The sequence below is a fragment of the Capnocytophaga sp. oral taxon 332 str. F0381 genome, from assembly GCF_000318275.2.
In the GTDB taxonomy this organism is placed as follows: Bacteria; Bacteroidota; Bacteroidia; order Flavobacteriales; family Flavobacteriaceae; genus Capnocytophaga; species Capnocytophaga bilenii.
In genome coordinates, this window is the sequence record NZ_KB291319.1 from 19593 (window position 1) to 38735 (window position 19143).

Below are 19143 nucleotides of genomic sequence, written 5' to 3' on the forward strand. Positions count from 1 at the left end.
AAAAGTTTTTGTTATGTCGGTAAAAAAGCGTACTTTTGTGCATTAAAGTATGAAGAATACTGTTGTTTCAAGAATAGCATATATAGCATTAAGCACTATGAAAAAGTTTTTTCTAACAATTTTCTTTTTAGTCATAACTACGGTGTCGGTAATGGCACAGGTGGCATTGAACAACTTTACCGTGGGTACAACACCGGGCGAGTGTAAGGCAGATGCAAAGCTGAATGTAAACTTGCTCAGCACTATGGGGCCTTCTGGAACTCAAGTGCAAGTAAAGTTGGAAGTTCCCAATGACCCTAATGGCAAGACGCAAGCCCTCAAGGTAGGAATATCTGGGCAAAATAGTTATGAATTTACAAGTTTGAAAGCGGGGATATATACCGTTACAGTAATAGAGGTGGCTACCAACAAAAAGTCTTCACCTCGTGTAGTGAATGTAACAAGTAATTATATACCACCCACCTTCAAAAATGTTTTAACTTTTGGTCCCTCTTGTAGTGGTTCAGGCAATGATGGTAAAATTATTGTTACTATACGCGGGGGCGCTAAGGGTCCTTTTGATGTAAAACTCTTCAAGGCAGGTGCGCAAATTTACAGCCAGCGTCATACAAAACCTAATGCGGCTAATGAGCTGGATATTACTATAGGTGGCGGAGGTGTACAAATGCCTTCAGGTTCTGATTATCAGCTGGTTGTAGAAGACTTTGCTGGAAGTCCTACTCCTAACCCCACTTGTGGTGAAACTAATAAAACAGCCATTACAATACCTCCTGCATCACTCTCGCTCAACTGCTTAGAGCTGGAGTTGGGGAATGGTAATGGTATCCGCGTGGGTGCAAACTGTAAGTTTGGGCTCTCGTTCTCATTGCATAGAAAAGACAACGGTTCGCTTGATGACTATGAAACTGCTATACAAGCAACAGGTTCGGCTATAGTAAAAGCCTATACAGCGGGAGGTACGCTTAAGTATGGGCCTGTTGATATTAGTTCTACTTATCGCAGTGCTTGGCGTGGCAACAATGTAGCCGCAGCTTATTCATTTATAACTGATTATGTATTTGAAGAAGGAGATGTGGTAGAACTATCTATCAATGTGGGTAAAACTCCTTTTACCAAAAAGATAAAGATAGACCGCAATGTAGTGGATGTAGCTCTTAACACTACTAAAGGTAACAATGCAAGTACTTTTATGGTACGTTCTGGTTCGGCACTTATAAGTGCTGATAACCGCTCTGATATTGCAGTTCCTCCTGTACCTTGTCCTACAGGTACTGAGCTTTTGCTGGCAGTAGATTTTAATTCGCGTGCTATAGAATTACCTGAAGACGGAAGTACCAACAAAGTAGGCTTCCAATACTATTGGCTTAATGGATTGGCTAACAACTGGATAGCTAACCCTTCTTCACCAGGTGCTGGTTATTATTACGAAATTTATAAGTATTTAGGTTCAGGCTACCCAGGTTGGGACGCTTCGTTCACAAATAATAATATAGACGAAACGGATACTAGTAAGTGGCAGCTGTTGTCATCGCCTATTGATTATACGTGGGTGAATAAAAACTATGCTGAAATGACAGGACAGCCTAATGGTTACTATTTGGTGAAGCTTGTAATGCGCGATGCGGGAGGTAATAAATTCTGTTATTCTCCTAAACGTGTAGTAGAAATGCGTCCTAAACCTACTTCTATAGGACGACAATTCCACTATATAGAGAAAGATAAAGGTATTTATAAGAATACAGCTACCCTACGCAAGTGGCTGTCGCCTACCGATTTTAGTTACCCTATTACCGTAAAACTCGATTTGAAGAACGGTGGTACAGGTACACGTACTGTCAACTTTGATACAGCACTTCCTTTTGAGAATGTACGCAGTGTAACTTACACATTCCCAGTAATAAAAACTATATTGAGTCCTGATGCAGGAGGTGATCCTACGTCCTTTAGCTTTGGTGACTTGCCTACAGGCTTGGGTGATTATCGCATTACCATTACCGATGCCTGCGGCAATACCAGCTACCGCGACTATAATTTGGACGATGTAGCGATGACCTATACCCGCGATGAGGTAAAAGCAGAAAGTATCTGTAAAAATACTTCAAAAATATCATATGATATAGCTACCACACCTAATGGTACGCTTAAAGGTGCTCTATTTGAATTGTTTAAGAAAGATAATGCTGGACAATATAGTATTCATATAGGTAGCTCACGTGATCTTGCACACACCTTTAATAACTTAGAGCCTGGTGATTATGTGCTCCAATCACGTGGATATTACTATGCACAAATAAAACGTGGGGTTTGGAAAGATGACAACCAAAGTGGCAACACAGGGGTGATGAATTGGGAAAACTTCAACGATACCAATGCTGCTATTAATGGATGGACTTTGGTAGAAAACACCGATACAAACAACCCAAGTAACCCTAACCACCATACAGGTGTATTGCACAATAGCCGTGTATACCTTACTATTACTCCTACAGGAGAATTGGATGTAGATGTGGTAGGCACTTCGTGTAATGCTTCTGCCAACTCAGGTTTGGTGGCTATACAAGTAAAAAATCCAGAATACATACGTTACCCACTGCAATTCTTGCTTAAGAGAACCAATGGTACTACTGTAACTTCATCGGTAGTGTTCCAAAGTGCTTCGCAAGTATCTAAATATGTGTTTAAGAATGTAGCCAATGGTAACTATGTAGCAGTATTATCACACGCTTGTGGTGATATACCTCAAGGAGTGAGTGTGAATACTAATAGTTATAGCCAGCCTGGTATTACTTATTCTTCTCGCTCACTGAATCCTTGTAATGGTGATGTGATGGATATAACCTTTGCAGGCTCGCCACAATTATATAATATAGAGTGGTTCAGAGTAGAGACTGATAATTCTGAAACTTCTATTGCTATAGATACTAAAACTATAAGCGAGACAGTGCGTCGTGATACTAAATATATAGTGCGCTATAGCTTGATAGACGCTACACTCTGTGCGGGTGGCGGTACAGGCGTGGCTTCAGTAACGGTGAGCTTTGGTAAAGATACAGTAAAACCTGTGATAACAGGTTGTCCTTCAGGTACTATTACGGTGAATACGCTGGCTAACCAATGTTATGGTGTAGCTACTTGGGGTGTAGTAACCGCTACCGATGACTGCCGTATAGATACTTGGAGCCAAACGCACCAAAGTGGAGACCGCTTTGATATAGGTTTGCACACGGTTACTTATGTGTTTAAAGATACTTCAGGAAACGTAGCTACTTGCTCGTTCAATGTAGAGGTGAAATCTAAAGCCATAGATATGGAGGTGAAAGATGCCTTTGTAGATGGTACTAATGGTGTGATAAGCAACCGCAAGCTTGCGAATTCCGAAAGTTTTGCTTATAGAATTACCTATCAAAACAAAGGGGTAGAGAATGTAACTTCTGCAACTATGGAAATTACATTGCCTAATCACCCTGCTCTTATTATAGGTACACCAGACTATTCGGGGGCTACTGAAAACTTGAATGCTCCTGTAGAAATGGGAAGGACTTCTAATACTATTACACTTAGTATCCCGATGCAAACTTTGCGTGCAGGAGGCCCGTTGCGCACCATCTTGATTCCGTTGCGCCTCAATGGTGATTGTAATGAGATAGGCAAGCCGTGTATGAACAGCCTAACAGCCTCATACTCATTTAAGTTTGAAGGTCGTCGTCCTACGTGTGTGGTGCCTGTACAAGAAAGTACAAGTTCTAAAACGCTTGAAATATCTACTGATAACTGTGTGCGTACCGAGATGTTCTGTCCTGGTACTAGCAATGTGCGCCTAACAGCTATCACTGGCTTTGACCAATATATATGGTACCAAGATGGTAACCTTATGGCAAACCCACTAAATAATAACTACGTAGATGCGCCTGCTGTAGGTACTTATCGTGTAGAAAAAGTGAAGAACTGCAATGGTACTACACTTACCTCTACTGAAACGATGCAGCTTGTAGATATAGATAACGTTACTGACCCTATTAGAGCACAAGCTAATGGTGGTGACCGTTGTGGTAGTGAAGATATATGGGTGAGTCACTTTATATTGTGTAACCAAACTTCAAAAACTATAACAGCTAATATTCGCGATACGCGTATCGCTTGGCAAAAACTGAAGAGCGGTGAAGCACCTCGCGCCTTGAACTGTCCTGCTACTGATGATGATAAATGGGAAACTGTAGGTACCGATCGCGATTTTGTGATTAGTACTACAGCACACTACCGCTTGCATTTGACTAATGCTGGAGGTGATTGTAGCAAGAACTTCTATTTTGATGTTTTCAACAGTGCACTTTCAGGTGAAATAGATAATACATTTACTCGAGATATCTCTGATTACCAAAATGGTAATATTAGGATTAATATGGCTACTTCGGGGCTTACTTATAAATATGTACTTAAAGATTCTAACGGAAACGTAAAAGCTACTTTCCAAGGGCTATCATCGTCAAAAGACTTTGTAATCAGCACTCCTGACACCTATACAGTAGAAGTAACTGCATTGGGCTTGCCAAGTACTTGTAAAGCTACCTTTACACAGAAGATAGAAAAACAAGTGCGCCTTGTACCTAAAGTTACAGCTAAGAATTGGAAAGGCTGTAACCTACGTGTGCTAAACTTCCAAGCTGGAGGTGGCGATGCTCCTTATGACTTTGCAGTATGGAGTATAGATGGTGTAATACTAAACGGTTATACTAACTATACCGATGTGCCTGATACTAATTATATAGCTACAGGTATACCAGCAGGTAATGCAGGTACTGATAGAGATATTAACATTATGCAGCCTGGTACGTATGTATTCTTGGCACGTGATGCGCAAAAAGCTTATGCGCTTACCCCAGCTATAGATATTTATCCTGATGAACTATTGGGCTATACGATAAACACTACTGATATTAAGTGTGGTTCGCTAAGCAATACAGGTGTTATATCAATTACTTATAATACACGCCAAAATGTGAAATCAACTTTGTATAAGTTTGACGAAAGCAATAATGAAAGCTATATAGATGAAAACCATACAGGTTACTTTAGTAACTTGGTGGCAGGTAAGTATAAATTGAAAATAGAAGTTACGCTTGGCTCATTGTACACTTGTACTTATGTAAATCCTAATCTTGAGATAAAAAGTATGGATAGCACCCTAAAAGCGTATGCTGGGGTGTTGGAAGATATCTCGTGTGATAGTGCTTCGCCTACAAAACAATATAAGGTGCGTATTAATAACGTATCAGGAGGTACAGGATTTGGCTATGAATATAGTTCAAATAACGTAAATTACTCTAACAACCCTGTACTAATGGTAGGTTCTACTGTGAGTGTGGTGTATGTGCGTGATAGCAATAAGTGTGTAACTGAATTGCCTATCAAGATTGTACCTATAGTACCACCAACGGTTACCAACACAGCCGTTACTTATGATTGTGATGGACGTGGTACCTTTACACTTACTACTACTCCGTCAGGAGCATTTGAATACCATATTAGTAATGCAGCAGGCACTATGAGCGAAACACGTACAAATAATGTGTTTACACTCAACCCAGGTGTATATAGTATCTATGCAAAATACACTCCTGCTATGGCTACCGCTACAACGCCTAATGTGTTGTTCAACGAAGATTTTGGTACAGGCTTAGATACTTGTGATAGCGACTCGGTATTCCTTACTTGTAACACAGCAGGTACAGCGCTTACCAATAACCAATACGTGATTACACGTCAGGTAACAGCAAACCCAGCTTTGTGGGTGTCACCTACACCAACTGATGCATCAGGGGTAACTGATGGTCGTTACTTGGCTATCAATGGGGCTTCTCCTAATAATGATAGTGGTGTAGTGTACAAACGCACTATTAAGGATGTAGTTCCTAATCAGGAATTGAACGTATCGGTGAATTTGTTTAACTTGATACCAAGTAGTTACGCAGGAGGTACGAACCCTAACTTGGTGGTACGTATTTACAACCCTGGTAACTTGGCTCAGTATGTAGAAAAATCAATAGGTGAGCTACAACGCAGCAATAGCTGGGTAAATAAGAAAGTGACTTTTGCAGCAGCTCAGGTTGCATACAATAGTGTAATATTTGAAATTAGAAATACAGCACCTACATCGGTGATAGGTAGCGACTTAGCGGTAGATGATATCAAACTATGGCAACCTACCAAGCTATGTGCGGTGCGTTCGGAAGGTATTTCAGTAAATGTAGAAAACAATAGACAATTCAAAGCTCGTGGTACTGCTTACGATGAAAAATGTGGTAAAAACGATGGTGAAATTGCCTTAGTAGTAGAAAATGCTCAGGGAGTTACTGTACAATATCAAGTGCGTGGTACTACAAGCTGGACTACAGTTACCCTTTCGGCTACAACTGCTACTCAGGGGGTAGCTACTATCACAAACTTATCGGCAGTACAAAGTGGTACGCTCTACGTGCGCAAGACTAATGAGCCTACTTGTATGACAAGCTTTGATTATACAATTAAGAGACCTACCCCTGCAGTGGTTACAGCTACTATTGTAGCTCCTGTAACTTGCTTGGATACACACGCTTCAGTACGTTTCACTGCTGAGGGTGGTGCTAAACCTTATCAATCATTTAGCTATGCACCTACAGGAGGTGGTACAGCACCTGCTACTAAAGCAGCGGTAAATAATGAAGCTGACTTCAACTTAGAAGCGGGTACTTACCGTATAGAAGTGAAAGATGCTAATGGTTGTGTAACTACCAATACTCTGGTAGTAGCTAATGCTAAACCTCTACGTATAGAGGTGGTAGATTTAGCTCCTTGTTTCCAAGGTGGTACTACAGGACGTTTACAAGTGAAAGTACTTGAAGGTAACGGCGATTACCAATTCAGTAAAGATGGTGGTACTACTTTTGAAAATGGTAGTGTGGCAAGCGGTACTTCTATTATTTATGAAGACTTAACAGCAGGCTTATACAATATAGTGGTACGCGATGGCGGTGCTTGTAATGCAAGTGCTACTTATACAATAGCGAATCCGTTGCGCATACAAACAGTGCCTGTTACGCCGCTAAATTGTGCACCTAATAGTAGGGCTAAATTTACGATTACTTATACAGGCGGTAGAACAGGTACTAGAGAGTTCTTGTGGAGCAACAACGCTACGACGGGCTTCTCTACAGCTATAGGAGCTGGGCTTTCATTGTCATCTTCGGGTAATGTATATACTTTTGAAAGTAGTGTAGAAGGAGTGTACTATTTCAAAGTTCGTTATTTAATGGATAATGGCGAATATTGTGAAGTAGTATCCGACCGACAAGAAGTGAAAGTAGTGAAACCTTACTTTACAACTACACCTACTGTAGAAGATGTAAATTGTGCGGGTGCTAATACTGGTAAGATATTGATAAATAACCGAAGCATAGCAGGGGGTGTACCTCCATTCTCAATATTGCTAAACAACGGTACGCTTACAAATACACATAATGCAGCCGACTTGGTGTCATTGCCAAAAGGTGTTTATACTCTTACCATAGTAGATAGCGCACAATGTAAATCGGAGCCTATGGCGGTACGCATAGCCGAAGTGCCTGCAATGGTGGTTACAACTACCCACACAAGTTTGGCTTGTAATGGTTCGGGAGTACAATTGGCAGATATTACCGCTATGGTTACAGCTGGTGGTACAGCACCTTATAAAGTTACACTCATCAAAAACGGTACTGCTATAGCTTCGCGTACGGGTGTGACAGCCAACGATATGCAAACCTTTAATGGTATGGACATTGGTAGCTACCAAGTGCTGGTGGAAGATGCTAAAGGCTGTCAGTTTACAGATGATTTCCAAGTAACATCAGAAGCTAATGGTTTGGATATACGCCCTGTATCTGCTCAATGTACTGCTAACTCTGCTGATGTAGCAGTATCGGTATATGACAGATTGGGTGGTGTGATAGGCAACGGACAGTATATTGCTATCTATAAAGAAGGTATGGGACGACCTACAGGTAGCCCTATCGCTCCTACAGTGAGTGTAACCGATGCTGATGGTGGTACTACTATTTGGTACAGAGCCGACCCACCTGTAGATACTACACTATCGGATGGTGTAACTGTAGTGAAAGCCTCTACCTATACCTTTACATCACTTTTAGGTACAGGACTTACCCCAGGGGTGCGTTATACCTTTGCAGTGTATGACTCTAATTCGGGTTGTTCATTCACTAAGGAAGCGAGTGCTCCACTACCATCTCAGTCGGCTTTAGAATCTCAAGTAACATTGGTACGTCCTACAACTTGTAGAGATGCTGATGATGGTAAGGTAACCTTCTTCTTGAAGAATTGGGGTGTATCTGGAATTACTAACTATAGGATATACAAATATCCACCTACAGCACCAGGATTTACAGATCCTACTGACCATAATGGTGGGTCTGTAACTGTGGGAGGTACTATCACACACCTTGCTTTACCTTCAGTAGGTGAAAACTATACCGCTCAAGGTATTCCTGCAGGACGTTACTTTGCAGTGTTTACTGATGCAGGAACAGGTTGCGTACAAGCATCGCCAGAATTTACCATAAAGCGTTCGGCATCACAACTTACTGCTTCGGTAACAATAGCGAAGAAAGCGAACTGCAAGCAACCACAACCTATCGGTATGGGTAGGGTAGTGGTAGATGCTCAAGGAGGTCAATCGCCATATGAATATTACTATGAAGGTATTAGCTCACCATTAGCACCTGTGCTTTCAGGTGTTACCTTAGATAATGCCTTTACAGCGAATGCTCACGGAGCAGCACGTGATTTGATTTCAGGAATGTATCGTGTATACATACGTGATGCGGCAGGTTGCTTGGTACACACTATCACTACGGTAGATTTAGACCCTAGTCCTGCTATAGCTTCAGTAGATGTATTGGATGCTTGTTCTGATAACTCCGACTATCCTGTAAATGTAGTGTTTGCTACTAAGGGTGTAGGACAACATCAGTATAAAGTAGATGGTATAAACGATTGGCAAAATCTTACAATGCCAGCTGTAGCAAGTGAAACGAATGTATTGTTGCCTATACGTTTGGCTCCTAATACTTCATCATATACGTTATCAATACGTGATGGTAATGGTTGCGAAACAAGCACTACCTTCAAAGTATATGACTATATAAATTTTGAGGCATCGCATACGCCAATAGTACCTTGTGGTAATGGGGCAGCAACTATTACAGTAAGCAACATCACAGGAGGTACAGGTTCTTACAAGATTAGCTTGTATCGTGTGGTAGATAGAGGTTCAAGCACACAACGTGCTGTACCACTTATCACTGCTGATAACGTAACGGGCAATAGCTATGTAATGCCAGCCTCTACAGGTGATGGTATCAGGGAAGGTGATTACCGCATCAGTGTATATGATGCAGCTACCTTTGGTACTGCGGCAGAATGTGCTAAAACACTTATGTTCAGAGTAGCACCGCCTGAGATGCCAAGAATAGAAGTGTTATCGGTAACTACTCCTACTTGTTATCAAGATGAGGCTACCGTACGTGTGAAGGTAACCCCTGTAGCTGATGGGCCTTACGTATTCAAAATTACAGCTCCTGATGGTTCGGCAGTGAGCCATACACTTACTGCAAATGCTAACTATGCTACTTTTGCAGGATTGATTTCAGGACCTGTTTCTTTGGGTGGTAAAGGTTACTTGATAACTGCTGAGTCAATACGTAGTTGTACAGTAGAAAAAGTAGTAACGGCTACTTCGCCTGATATTGTAAGTATCACAGCAGGAGCTCTTACTAAGAAAGACTACGAATGTGAAGTAGATGATGCAGGCTATCTAACAGGCGAATCGCTTTATCCACGATTGATATTTGACCTTGATGCTGTGAGTGGTGGTACAGGTATCTATGAAAGGATTGAGTTTAGGACAGTAGCTTCTAATACTTTGGTAGCTCAAAAAACAGTAGAAGCTGGCGAAAATATATATACTTATACTTTGCCTAACTACTTAACTGCTGATACCGACTATTACGTACAGGTATATGATAGCAACGGTTGCTCTATGACCAGCACTGTAGCTACTGTATCATCTACCTTGATAATGAGTGCGATAACAGCAAGCCAAACACAAGCACTTACTTGTGCAAACACAGGTGAGAAGTTTGATATAACCGTAAGCACTACAACGGTGTACAACAATGAGCCTATAGAGTATACCATTACTAAAATAGGTGAAATTGCACCAATTATAACGCACTCGGCTACTTCGCTTACATTTAACAATGTAACGATTACCGAACCTGGTTATTATGTAGTGAAAGCAGTGAATAAGAAAACATCGTGTGAGGTGAGTGTAAACTATACGGTGCTTGATCCTCAAACATTGTTACTTGAAGCTAAAGATCCTCAGCATATTACTTGTAAGGGAGGTACTGGAGAGATAACCTTTGAACTTTCTGATACACGTCTTTCTGACGGCGACCAAGTAATTGATGGTTTCAACTTTACGATTTATGACCTTGCTAATAATAGTGCGGTATTTAGTGGTACTACACACGGCACTACTACCCCAGGTAAATATCAGCAAACGGGTATCAGTGCAGGTAAGTATCGTGTAGAAACAACCTCAATAATTACAGGTTGTAAGGCTTATGCTACGTTTGAGCTTATAGAAGCAGATCAAAAATTGGATGTATTTGCTGAAGAAACACATAGTGTAACTTGTGATGGTAACCGTGCCGAAATAATGGTGAGAGTATCTGGAGGTTGGGCTCCTTATGAGATTACTATTAATGGTGCAGCAGTACCGTCTAAGATATTGAGCGAAGATGGAGGTAAGATACTATTTACAGGATTATCGGCAGTGCCTACACCAGGAGCTGTAACCAGCTATACTATTAGTATTAGTGATAAATGGGGCTGTACTGTATATTCAGGTACGCACGAGGTAGGTATTATTTATCCTGATGCTATTTCGGGTACAATTACTGTTACTCAGCACGCTACTTGTTCGGGTAGTTCGGATGGTATCATACAAGTAGTAACCTCTACTATTACAGGTGGCTCAGGCACATATAACTATACATTGTATAAAAATGGTAGGATATTATTTACTCCAGAAAAAGAAGAGTCTAAATCGGCTACCTATAAAAATCTTGCACCTGGTTTCTATGATGTAGAGATAATGGATACTTGGGGTTGTTCGCTTATAGAACGACAAATAGAGATAAAAGAACCTGCTCCTATTACTGTTTCGGTAACATCTCAAAACCTACAAGTGTGCTACAAAGGGCGTGATGGTTCTATATCCTTCCACGTAGAAGGGGGGCGTCCTCCTTATACAGTGAAAGTGGTGGATAAATATACTAATATACCATATCACAATGAGTCTGGTATCTATAGCAGTACGCCAGTGAACGTTCCTAATATGGTAGGCGCACCGCCAAGTGTAGCTTCTGAACAGTTGCCTGCAGGTGATTATAGAGTTTATATAACCGATAGCGGACAAGGCACGGGCGTAGGCTGTACAATGTCGCCAACGTTTGATTTCTCAGTTATTTCAGTGCCCGACTTGGAGGCTTCTACCTCACAAGGCTATAATTGTGATAACAATGAGTTCTCTACGTGGATAGAAGTTCGTTTCAAAGACGAAATAGATTTCAACAGAATGACCTTTAGCCTAAATGGTAGCACTCCGCTAATGTTCTCACGTAACAACGGCGATAGCAACCGCAAAGGTAATATAGGGTATATAGACCAAACACGCTTTGATATAACTGTAGCTACGCAAACTATGGAATTGTTCTATACAAGTGTACATTCAGCTACAGGAGCTGTAAAATCGTGCAGCCATACCCTTACTAATCCTGTGCATATTGAGGAAATCTATCAGCTTTCCGAAATCGTAAAAACTCCTACTACAGTGGTAAATACACTACAAGTGGAAGGTAAAGATGGTAAGAAACCGTATAAGTATGAGTTTAACGGTGAGTATTATGACGAAACAAACCTTTACGAACTTAAACTTAACGACCCCGACTATACCAACCCTGTAAGCGGCAAGAAACTCAAAGCCGTGAATGTAGTAGTATACGATGCCGCAGGCTGCGTACGCTCACGCACATTCTATGAAGAGTACTTTGATATTCTTATACCAAACTTCTTTACACCTAATGGTGATGGTATCTATGATACTTGGGTGCCTATAAATGTAGAGAAGTACCCTCAAATAAGAATTAGTATCTTCGACCGCTTCGGACGCCGCTTAAAGGTATTGAACTACCGAGAGTCTTGGGACGGTAAATACGAAGGCAATGATATGCCAACAGGTGACTATTGGTACATCATTGAAATGAACGATGAAAATGACGATCGTACCTTCAATGGTAACTTTACGTTATATCGTTAATAATAAAAAAGAAAACAAAAAAAAGCCGCCTAAAAAGGCGGCTTTTTTTTGTTTTCTATAATAACAATACCCAAACCGAATTATACTAGCTTTAAAAGCTCTTCTAGTACGCAAAAAAAGAGACTGCCGAGAATCCCTTCTCAGCAGCCCCAGAATTTAATAATAAAAAAGAAAACTTAAAAATAAAAATTATGAAAAAAACTTTTTTTTTACAATTTTACTTTTTACCACACAATTTTGATAGTTTGGTAACGGTTTATGAAAAAGTCTCATATCTTTTTAACGCTGCAAAGATACGCTAATTTTATGAACCACCAAAAAATCTCTTAAAAAATATTTAAAAATATTATCGTATTCTAAAAAATATCCCATTTTTACAATGATTTTTTCGTATTTATTCGCTAATATTTTACTTTTTTTCTTTATAAAGCCTCCTTTTTAATAAATAAAAACTAAGCATATTATTAAAAATGTAATAATAATGCAAAGAGTGTTAAAGTTTATTTTCTGCCTAAAATAATTCTTGTTTTTCTCTATCAAACCCTATTATAACCTTATTAATAAAAAAGATACAAAATTCTTTTATTATCTTAATTCTTTTTCTTACCTTTGCACCATTAAATAATAACACTATGAATTTTGATAACAAAACTATCGGAGAAATAGTAGCTGACGACTTCCGTACAGCTGCCATATTTAAAAAACACAACGTAGACTTCTGCTGCAAAGGCGGACGTACTATTGACGAGGCTTGTGAGAAAAAAAACATAGACAAACAAGCACTTATTAACGACCTGCAATCATTGCCAAGCGGTAATAGCAATGAAGTAGATGTACGCGACTGGCCGCTCGACCTCCTCGCTAATTACATCGTGCGCATTCACCACCAATACGTGCGCGACAAAACTCCTATGCTACTCCAGTTCCTCGATAAAATCGCTAAGGTACACGGCGATCACCACCCCGAGCTACACGAAATAAATCGCATATTCCAAGAAAGTGCCCGCGACCTTGCTTCGCACTTCGTAAAAGAAGAAAACGTACTGTTCCCTTATATAGAACAGCTCGTGCGTGCTAAACAATCAGGGCAACCTTTAGGCGAAATACCTTTCGGTACTGTTGAAAACCCTGTGGCTATGATGATGCACGAGCATAGCGTAGAAGGCGACCGCTTTGAGGAAATCGTAAAGCTTACCAATAACTACACTGTTCCCGCAGATGCTTGTAACACCTACCGCGTGAGCTTCCAAATGCTACAAGAGTTCGAAAACGACCTCAATAGGCATATTCACTTAGAAAACAATATCCTTTTCCCTAAAGCTATTGCTTTAGAAAAAGAATTGCGTGGCAAATAGTAATACTCAACTATTTACAAAAAAGACAGCCAAAGTTTGCCCAAACTTTGGCTGTCTTTTTTTACTTGCGTTCTTCACGCTCAAAATTGCACATTTACTCCTAATAGTGCATACCCATCATACGTACGCCCACTACACCACTGCCACTTGTATCGTTGTTTTTCAAGTATTTTAGCAGTGTTATTAGCTTCATTGTTATATTCCTTAGTAATACGCCTATCTGCAATAGTTTTGCCCGTAATATAGCCTAAAAATAAGGCGATAGGATAATCAGAAGCCCAATGCACCTTGCTTTGCATCATCTCGTAGCACATTAGTCCCAAAGCAGTGTACCCTACAGGGCGTATCCATCGCTGGCGCGGATAGTTCTCAATAAGTACCGTTAGTGCCGACATTGCCGTAGTTAAATGCCCCGAAGGCATCGCATCGTATAGCGGAGTATGCTCCTGATACGCCTTAAAACTCGGTGCAAACGTCCATCTACTATGCCACCTGCCTGCTTCAGCCGTAATAAACGGACTTTCACGCCCCGTGAGCCGCTTAAAAGGCTGTACAAAAGCCCCCGATACCAAGATACTTTCCAATAATTGTAACGATACACTCTTGGCGCGATAATTATCGGTAATGAGCCCATAGGTAGCCAGCCCTCCGCTGATGATAATAAAAGTAGTACCATTCCCTACAAAATATAAAGCCGAATTTACATCCGCAGGCACAATCTTCAAGAATCCTAATTTTTTATACGTATGCGCTTCGCTGAAACCTATGGATTCCCCTAAATTTCTGCTTTCGCGAATAAGCCAAGGGTCAGCAGGCAATATAGCCAACGTAGCTCCCAAAGCCCCCAGCCCGTAAGGATAATACTTGCGCGAAACCATACTGCTGGCAGATTTGCCTATGTTGCGCGGCAACTTATCTACCAAGTGTATCAAGCGCGGTTTTTTATATACATACGTAACCCCATCGCCCACCTCATAACGCTGGGTAGGGGCAGAGCTTACCCCCAGCGTATCAGCCTCTTGCGCCATAACACAACTGCTTGCAATACATAACAATCTCAAAAAAGTCTTTTTCATACTAAAACGGATAATTAATACCAAAATTAAACACAATATCGCGCAGCTGTACGTTCTTAATCCATCGCTCGCCGATGTCGCCTGTAGGCACATAAGTAGGTAGACCCATATCCAGCCTAATAACAAAAAAGTTAAAGTCATAACGCACCCCCAAGCCTGTGCTTAGCCCCACATCTTTTAGTGATGAAAATCCCTTAAACTTATTTTCTTCAAAACGCGTATTATCAGCCACATTCCAAATATTTCCCACATCGGCAAACAAAGCACCTTTAATAGCACCCAAGATAGGAAAACGATATTCACCATTGAGCGTAAGCTTCATATTCGCCTCGTTGTAATCAAAAAAAGAATGACTACTACCCGGTCCCAGCCTATAAGCCTTAAAACCTCTATTATCGGTAGTACCCCCAGCAAAGTAACTCTGCGAGAAAGGAATGTTGTCCGAGTTGCCATAAGGAATAGCAACCCCCAAAAACGACCGGAATGCCAGCGAACTTTGTTTGCCTATAGGAAAATGCTTGATGTAATCCAGCTCTACCTTTGCATATTGAGCGTATTCTACCCCGAAAATTTTATTTTTGTCATTCTTATTATCTACCACGTTATACATCGTATAAAGCAAATTTAGCAGCCCACCAGCAGCCTCACCCTTGATGCGAAACTGCGAAAAATCACGTTCAAAAAACTGCGATTTACTATTGATGATATACGTAAAGCTCGAAGAAACGATAAAGTCGTTGTTAATAATCCTATTCATCCGTTCCAAAACACCAAAAAAAGGCACATAATCATCAGAATTTAGGATAGTATTGCCCTTCAATACATCTTCCATAAACAAATAAGTCCCCCTTATAGGCGTTAAATTCCCTCTATTATCCACATAATTACTACCCAAATGGTATTTGCGAGCAATAGCATTCAGTTTTTCATAAGTACTTTGGTAAATATTGAAAAAGTTAAGCGGATTTAAGTTGTTTACGTACTGCACATTCACAAGGTCAAAAATAGCCTTATCTTTTTGTTTGTGAGGATTCCACACATAGCGCAAAATCCCCGATGAGGTACGTTTATCCAGCCCTATATTCTTTTGGTAACTCACCCCCGTTTGAAAAATTGTTTGAGGAGTCATATAGTAAGGAATGAGCCTTTCGGTATTTAGCGGAAACATTATAGACGGGAAAATCAACCGAATATCACCACTAAATTCCGAAGTGTTAAAAAAGTGAGTATCATTCAGCGAAGGTTGAGCCGCAAATGTACCTTGCAAGTTCAATTCCAAAGTCTCAGCCCCCCTGAAAATATTACGAGCCGAAAACGAAGTCCCAAGCCCAATACCAATAGCCTCAATTTCCGACCGCTTAATTTCATTGTTAACCCGCAACGAAAATTTATCTAAAGCCGAAAGATAAACATTAGCATCCAATTTATTTTCAAGCGTATCTACCGTAGCATATTTAAAATCGATATTGGGATAGCGAAACACACGCAAGTTATTTAGCTGTTTATAAGTATTACCACGCCTCAAGTCAGAATACACCTGCCCGTGCTTAAAATCCAAAGCGTGAGCCAGTACCTTAGGGCGATAGCGCAACTTGTCTTTGTAATAAATCACAATATTCTTATGCACCAATGAGTCCATAGCCGCTTTGTCGCTACCCGCCTCATAGTCAGTATACACCCTTATCTTGTTCAGCCTGTGCACTTTGTATTTTTTCTGAGTAATCACATCGCCATCGCGCTCTATCAAGTCGCCTATGATTGTTGTAACCTGTAATTTCCTATCTTTAGATGTCCCCACAGTATCGCGCACCACCTCAAAGCCTATAGAACTTTGCTGGAAGGTATAAAAACCATTATTCCTAAAAAGCTCGTAAAGTCGCCCCTTTTCAGCCGAAAAATCAGCCAACTGATAAGCATCGCCCGTTTTCAAAATACGTTTGCTTACATATTTTTGATATACAGAATCTATTTGAGGCGAAGAGATAGACGTCTTCAAGCTGTCAATCAAATAACGGTCTCCAGTATTGATGTAATAGCCCACCAAAGCATATTTGTCGTGCTGGTTTTGTTTCAGGAAAATACTATCTTTCACCTTAGCGTTGAAATAACCAATACTTTTAAAGTAAGCCCCCAGCTGTTTAGTACTTTTGCGCACCATAGCAGTATCCAATACCGAAGGAGCTTCGCCTATACGCATCAGCTGTCGGTCTATTCCCGATACCAAAAAAGACTTTTGCAGTCTGCCCACTTGTTTTTCAGAAAGCAATCCATTCAGGAAGCGATGCCAGCGAGGGTGCTTTTCCAGCCACAAGTCAAAATCCTTTTCAGCATCAGGGTTTCCCCAGTTGTATATATACAAGCTTAGGGGCATACCCAGCACGTATGAATTGGGTTTTTGCAGAACAAAGTTATTCACTTTGCTGTCATCAGTAGGCACTCCGTTTATATAAGCAGTATAGTTGCGCAGTAAAACTTTATTTTCAGGCACCCTTTTAGAAACCTCACAACCAGCAGAGAGCAGCAATCCCCCTATAGTACCGCTTAGAAATAATATTTTTAAAAGAAAGTTTTTCACTATATAGATTTTAGGGCTCAAAATTACAAAACAATTAGTAATTAGCAAAAAAAAATAGCTGTTAGTCCTCGTCCGCCAATTCAAAATTCAAAATTCAAAATTCATAATTTCCCCCAGCGAACCCTGAGCGAAGGTTGAGCGAAGGTTGAGCGAACCTTGAGCGAAGGATAAAAGCTTGTGCGGCTCGCACCGAAGGAAAGTCGGCGAGCTGGCACAGTCGAGTATGTGAAGCTTGTGCGGCTCGCACCGAAATATTAATCATTAAACATTATTTTGTATCTTTGCCGAAGAAAAAAACTCCATAAAATACCCCTATGACACACTACATTTCAAACCAAGTACTTGTATTAGAGCAAATAGAAGCTCTTATTGAAAGCAACAGCCAGCTAAAATTATCCGAAGAAGCCCTGCTCAATATCCAAAAATGTCAGCATTTCCTGCAAAATGCCTGCAATACCCCACCACTACAATACCTCACACAGTTGGAAGGCAAGCAACACCAGCTTTTGCGCAACTACGCCTGCGGTATAGGTAGCAAGCTGCCCAACCACATTGTCAAACTAATGCTCCTCTTAAAAATACAATCTTTATCATATGGTTATAGCGGCGTACGATTAGAAGTTGTACAACGCCTGATAGACTTCTACAACCAAGAAGTTTACCCCGTAGTCTATACCAAAGATATTCCCGATGAGCGCATCGCTCTCGCACACCTTTCCCTGCCACTCTTCGGCGAAGGCGAAGTCTCTATACAACAAAAAACCTATGCAGCACAAGAATTACAAGCCAAATATGGCTGGCAACCCCTATCACTTACCCCACGCGAAGCCGAAGCACTCATCAACGGCACCCAACTTACCACTGCCTATTGTGCCTACAACCTCATTAAAGCACTTAAAATCATACAATGGGCAGATATAGTAGCCTCTATATCCACCCAAGTATTTGGAGGTAGCTTAACAAACTTCTCACCAGCCATACAAATTGTACGCCCCCATAAAGGACTTATAGAAACCACCGAACACCTTCGCAACCTTCTCAGCAACCACACCGCTCCTTTTGAGAATAACAATTTTAAAATCCTTCCCGAAGCGTTCAGCTCTATACCCCAAATACACGGTGCCGTGCGCGAAACCATCGCCTCTATACGAAAAGTTATCAAAACCGAAATCAACTCAGCTACCGATAACCCCATACTGTTTCACGAAAACAAAGAAGTCATCTTTGGAGGGAACTCACACACACTCCCACTATCTCTCAGTATGGATTTTCTCGCTATTACCCTCACCAGCTTGGGCAACATCAGCGAGCGCCGCGTATTCTACCTAATCACCAAACACCAAGAACAAAGTGAGCTGATAGAATATCCTATATTCCAACGAATTATTGAAGGAATTTTAAATGAAAACAGACGGCTATCCACACCATCAAGCATAGAAAGCCCTATTTTGTTTGAAAAATCAATAGATATTAAAGGAATGGGAGGAAGTGCAGCCGTAAAATGCGAACAAATCATTCGTAATATAGAACAAATATTAGCAATAGAGCTTATTTTGGCAGCTTCAGTATGGAAAATGAGGAAAATATCTTCCTATTCAGCTATATTTGAAGAATATTTATCCTTTATGGCAGCAAATGAAGGAGATAACACTCTAAAGCAAAAAATAGAAAACACCCTATCCTTCTTTAATAAATGCAAAGACAACGTTTAATAACAAATAC

The 19143-nt window shown here is 40.7% G+C and carries 5 protein-coding genes; 3 read left to right on the top strand and 2 right to left on the bottom strand.

The window, feature by feature from the left end; genetic code table 11:
* Positions 1 to 97 precede the first annotated feature (97 nt).
* Together HMPREF9075_RS07755 and ric are read left to right on the top strand one after the other, a co-directional pair.
* On the top strand, positions 98 to 12415 hold the full coding sequence (locus HMPREF9075_RS07755; protein WP_034557191.1) for a T9SS type B sorting domain-containing protein: 12318 nt from the start codon (positions 98 to 100) through the stop codon (positions 12413 to 12415).
* A 632-nt stretch (positions 12416 to 13047) separates the two neighbouring features.
* Positions 13048 to 13770 carry an iron-sulfur cluster repair di-iron protein gene (gene ric / locus HMPREF9075_RS07760; RefSeq protein WP_009415967.1) on the top strand — a complete coding sequence of 241 codons (723 nt, stop codon included), beginning with the start codon at positions 13048 to 13050 and terminating at the stop codon, positions 13768 to 13770.
* Between the two features lie 80 nt (positions 13771 to 13850).
* Here ric and HMPREF9075_RS07765 read toward each other — a convergent pair whose 3' ends face one another.
* Together HMPREF9075_RS07765 and HMPREF9075_RS07770 are read right to left on the bottom strand one after the other, a co-directional pair.
* Positions 13851 to 14846 (bottom strand): phosphatase PAP2 family protein, encoded by a 996-nt coding sequence (locus tag HMPREF9075_RS07765; protein ID WP_034557201.1) that lies wholly within the window; start codon positions 14844 to 14846, stop codon positions 13851 to 13853.
* A 1-nt stretch (position 14847) separates the two neighbouring features.
* The gene (locus tag HMPREF9075_RS07770) at positions 14848 to 17370 is read right to left on the bottom strand and encodes a BamA/TamA family outer membrane protein (RefSeq protein WP_232305081.1); all 2523 of its coding nucleotides are present in this window, start codon (positions 17368 to 17370) and stop codon (positions 14848 to 14850) included.
* A 365-nt stretch (positions 17371 to 17735) separates the two neighbouring features.
* On the opposite strand from HMPREF9075_RS07770, the gene HMPREF9075_RS07775 reads away from it, so the two are divergent.
* Entirely contained in the window at positions 17736 to 19133 is a 1398-nt protein-coding gene (locus tag HMPREF9075_RS07775; protein ID WP_009415971.1) for an aromatic amino acid ammonia-lyase, read from the top strand.
* Positions 19134 to 19143 lie beyond the last annotated feature (10 nt).

What these genes read in the sequence shown, in the direction of transcription:
- HMPREF9075_RS07755 (WP_034557191.1), top strand. Translation starts at nt 98, where the DNA reads ATGAAAAAGTTTTTTCTAACAATTTTCTTTTTAGTCATAACTACGGTG.
- ric (WP_009415967.1), top strand. Translation starts at nt 13,048, where the DNA reads ATGAATTTTGATAACAAAACTATCGGAGAAATAGTAGCTGACGACTTC.
- HMPREF9075_RS07765 (WP_034557201.1), bottom strand. Translation starts at nt 14,846, where the DNA reads ATGAAAAAGACTTTTTTGAGATTGTTATGTATTGCAAGCAGTTGTGTT.
- HMPREF9075_RS07775 (WP_009415971.1), top strand. Translation starts at nt 17,736, where the DNA reads ATGACACACTACATTTCAAACCAAGTACTTGTATTAGAGCAAATAGAA.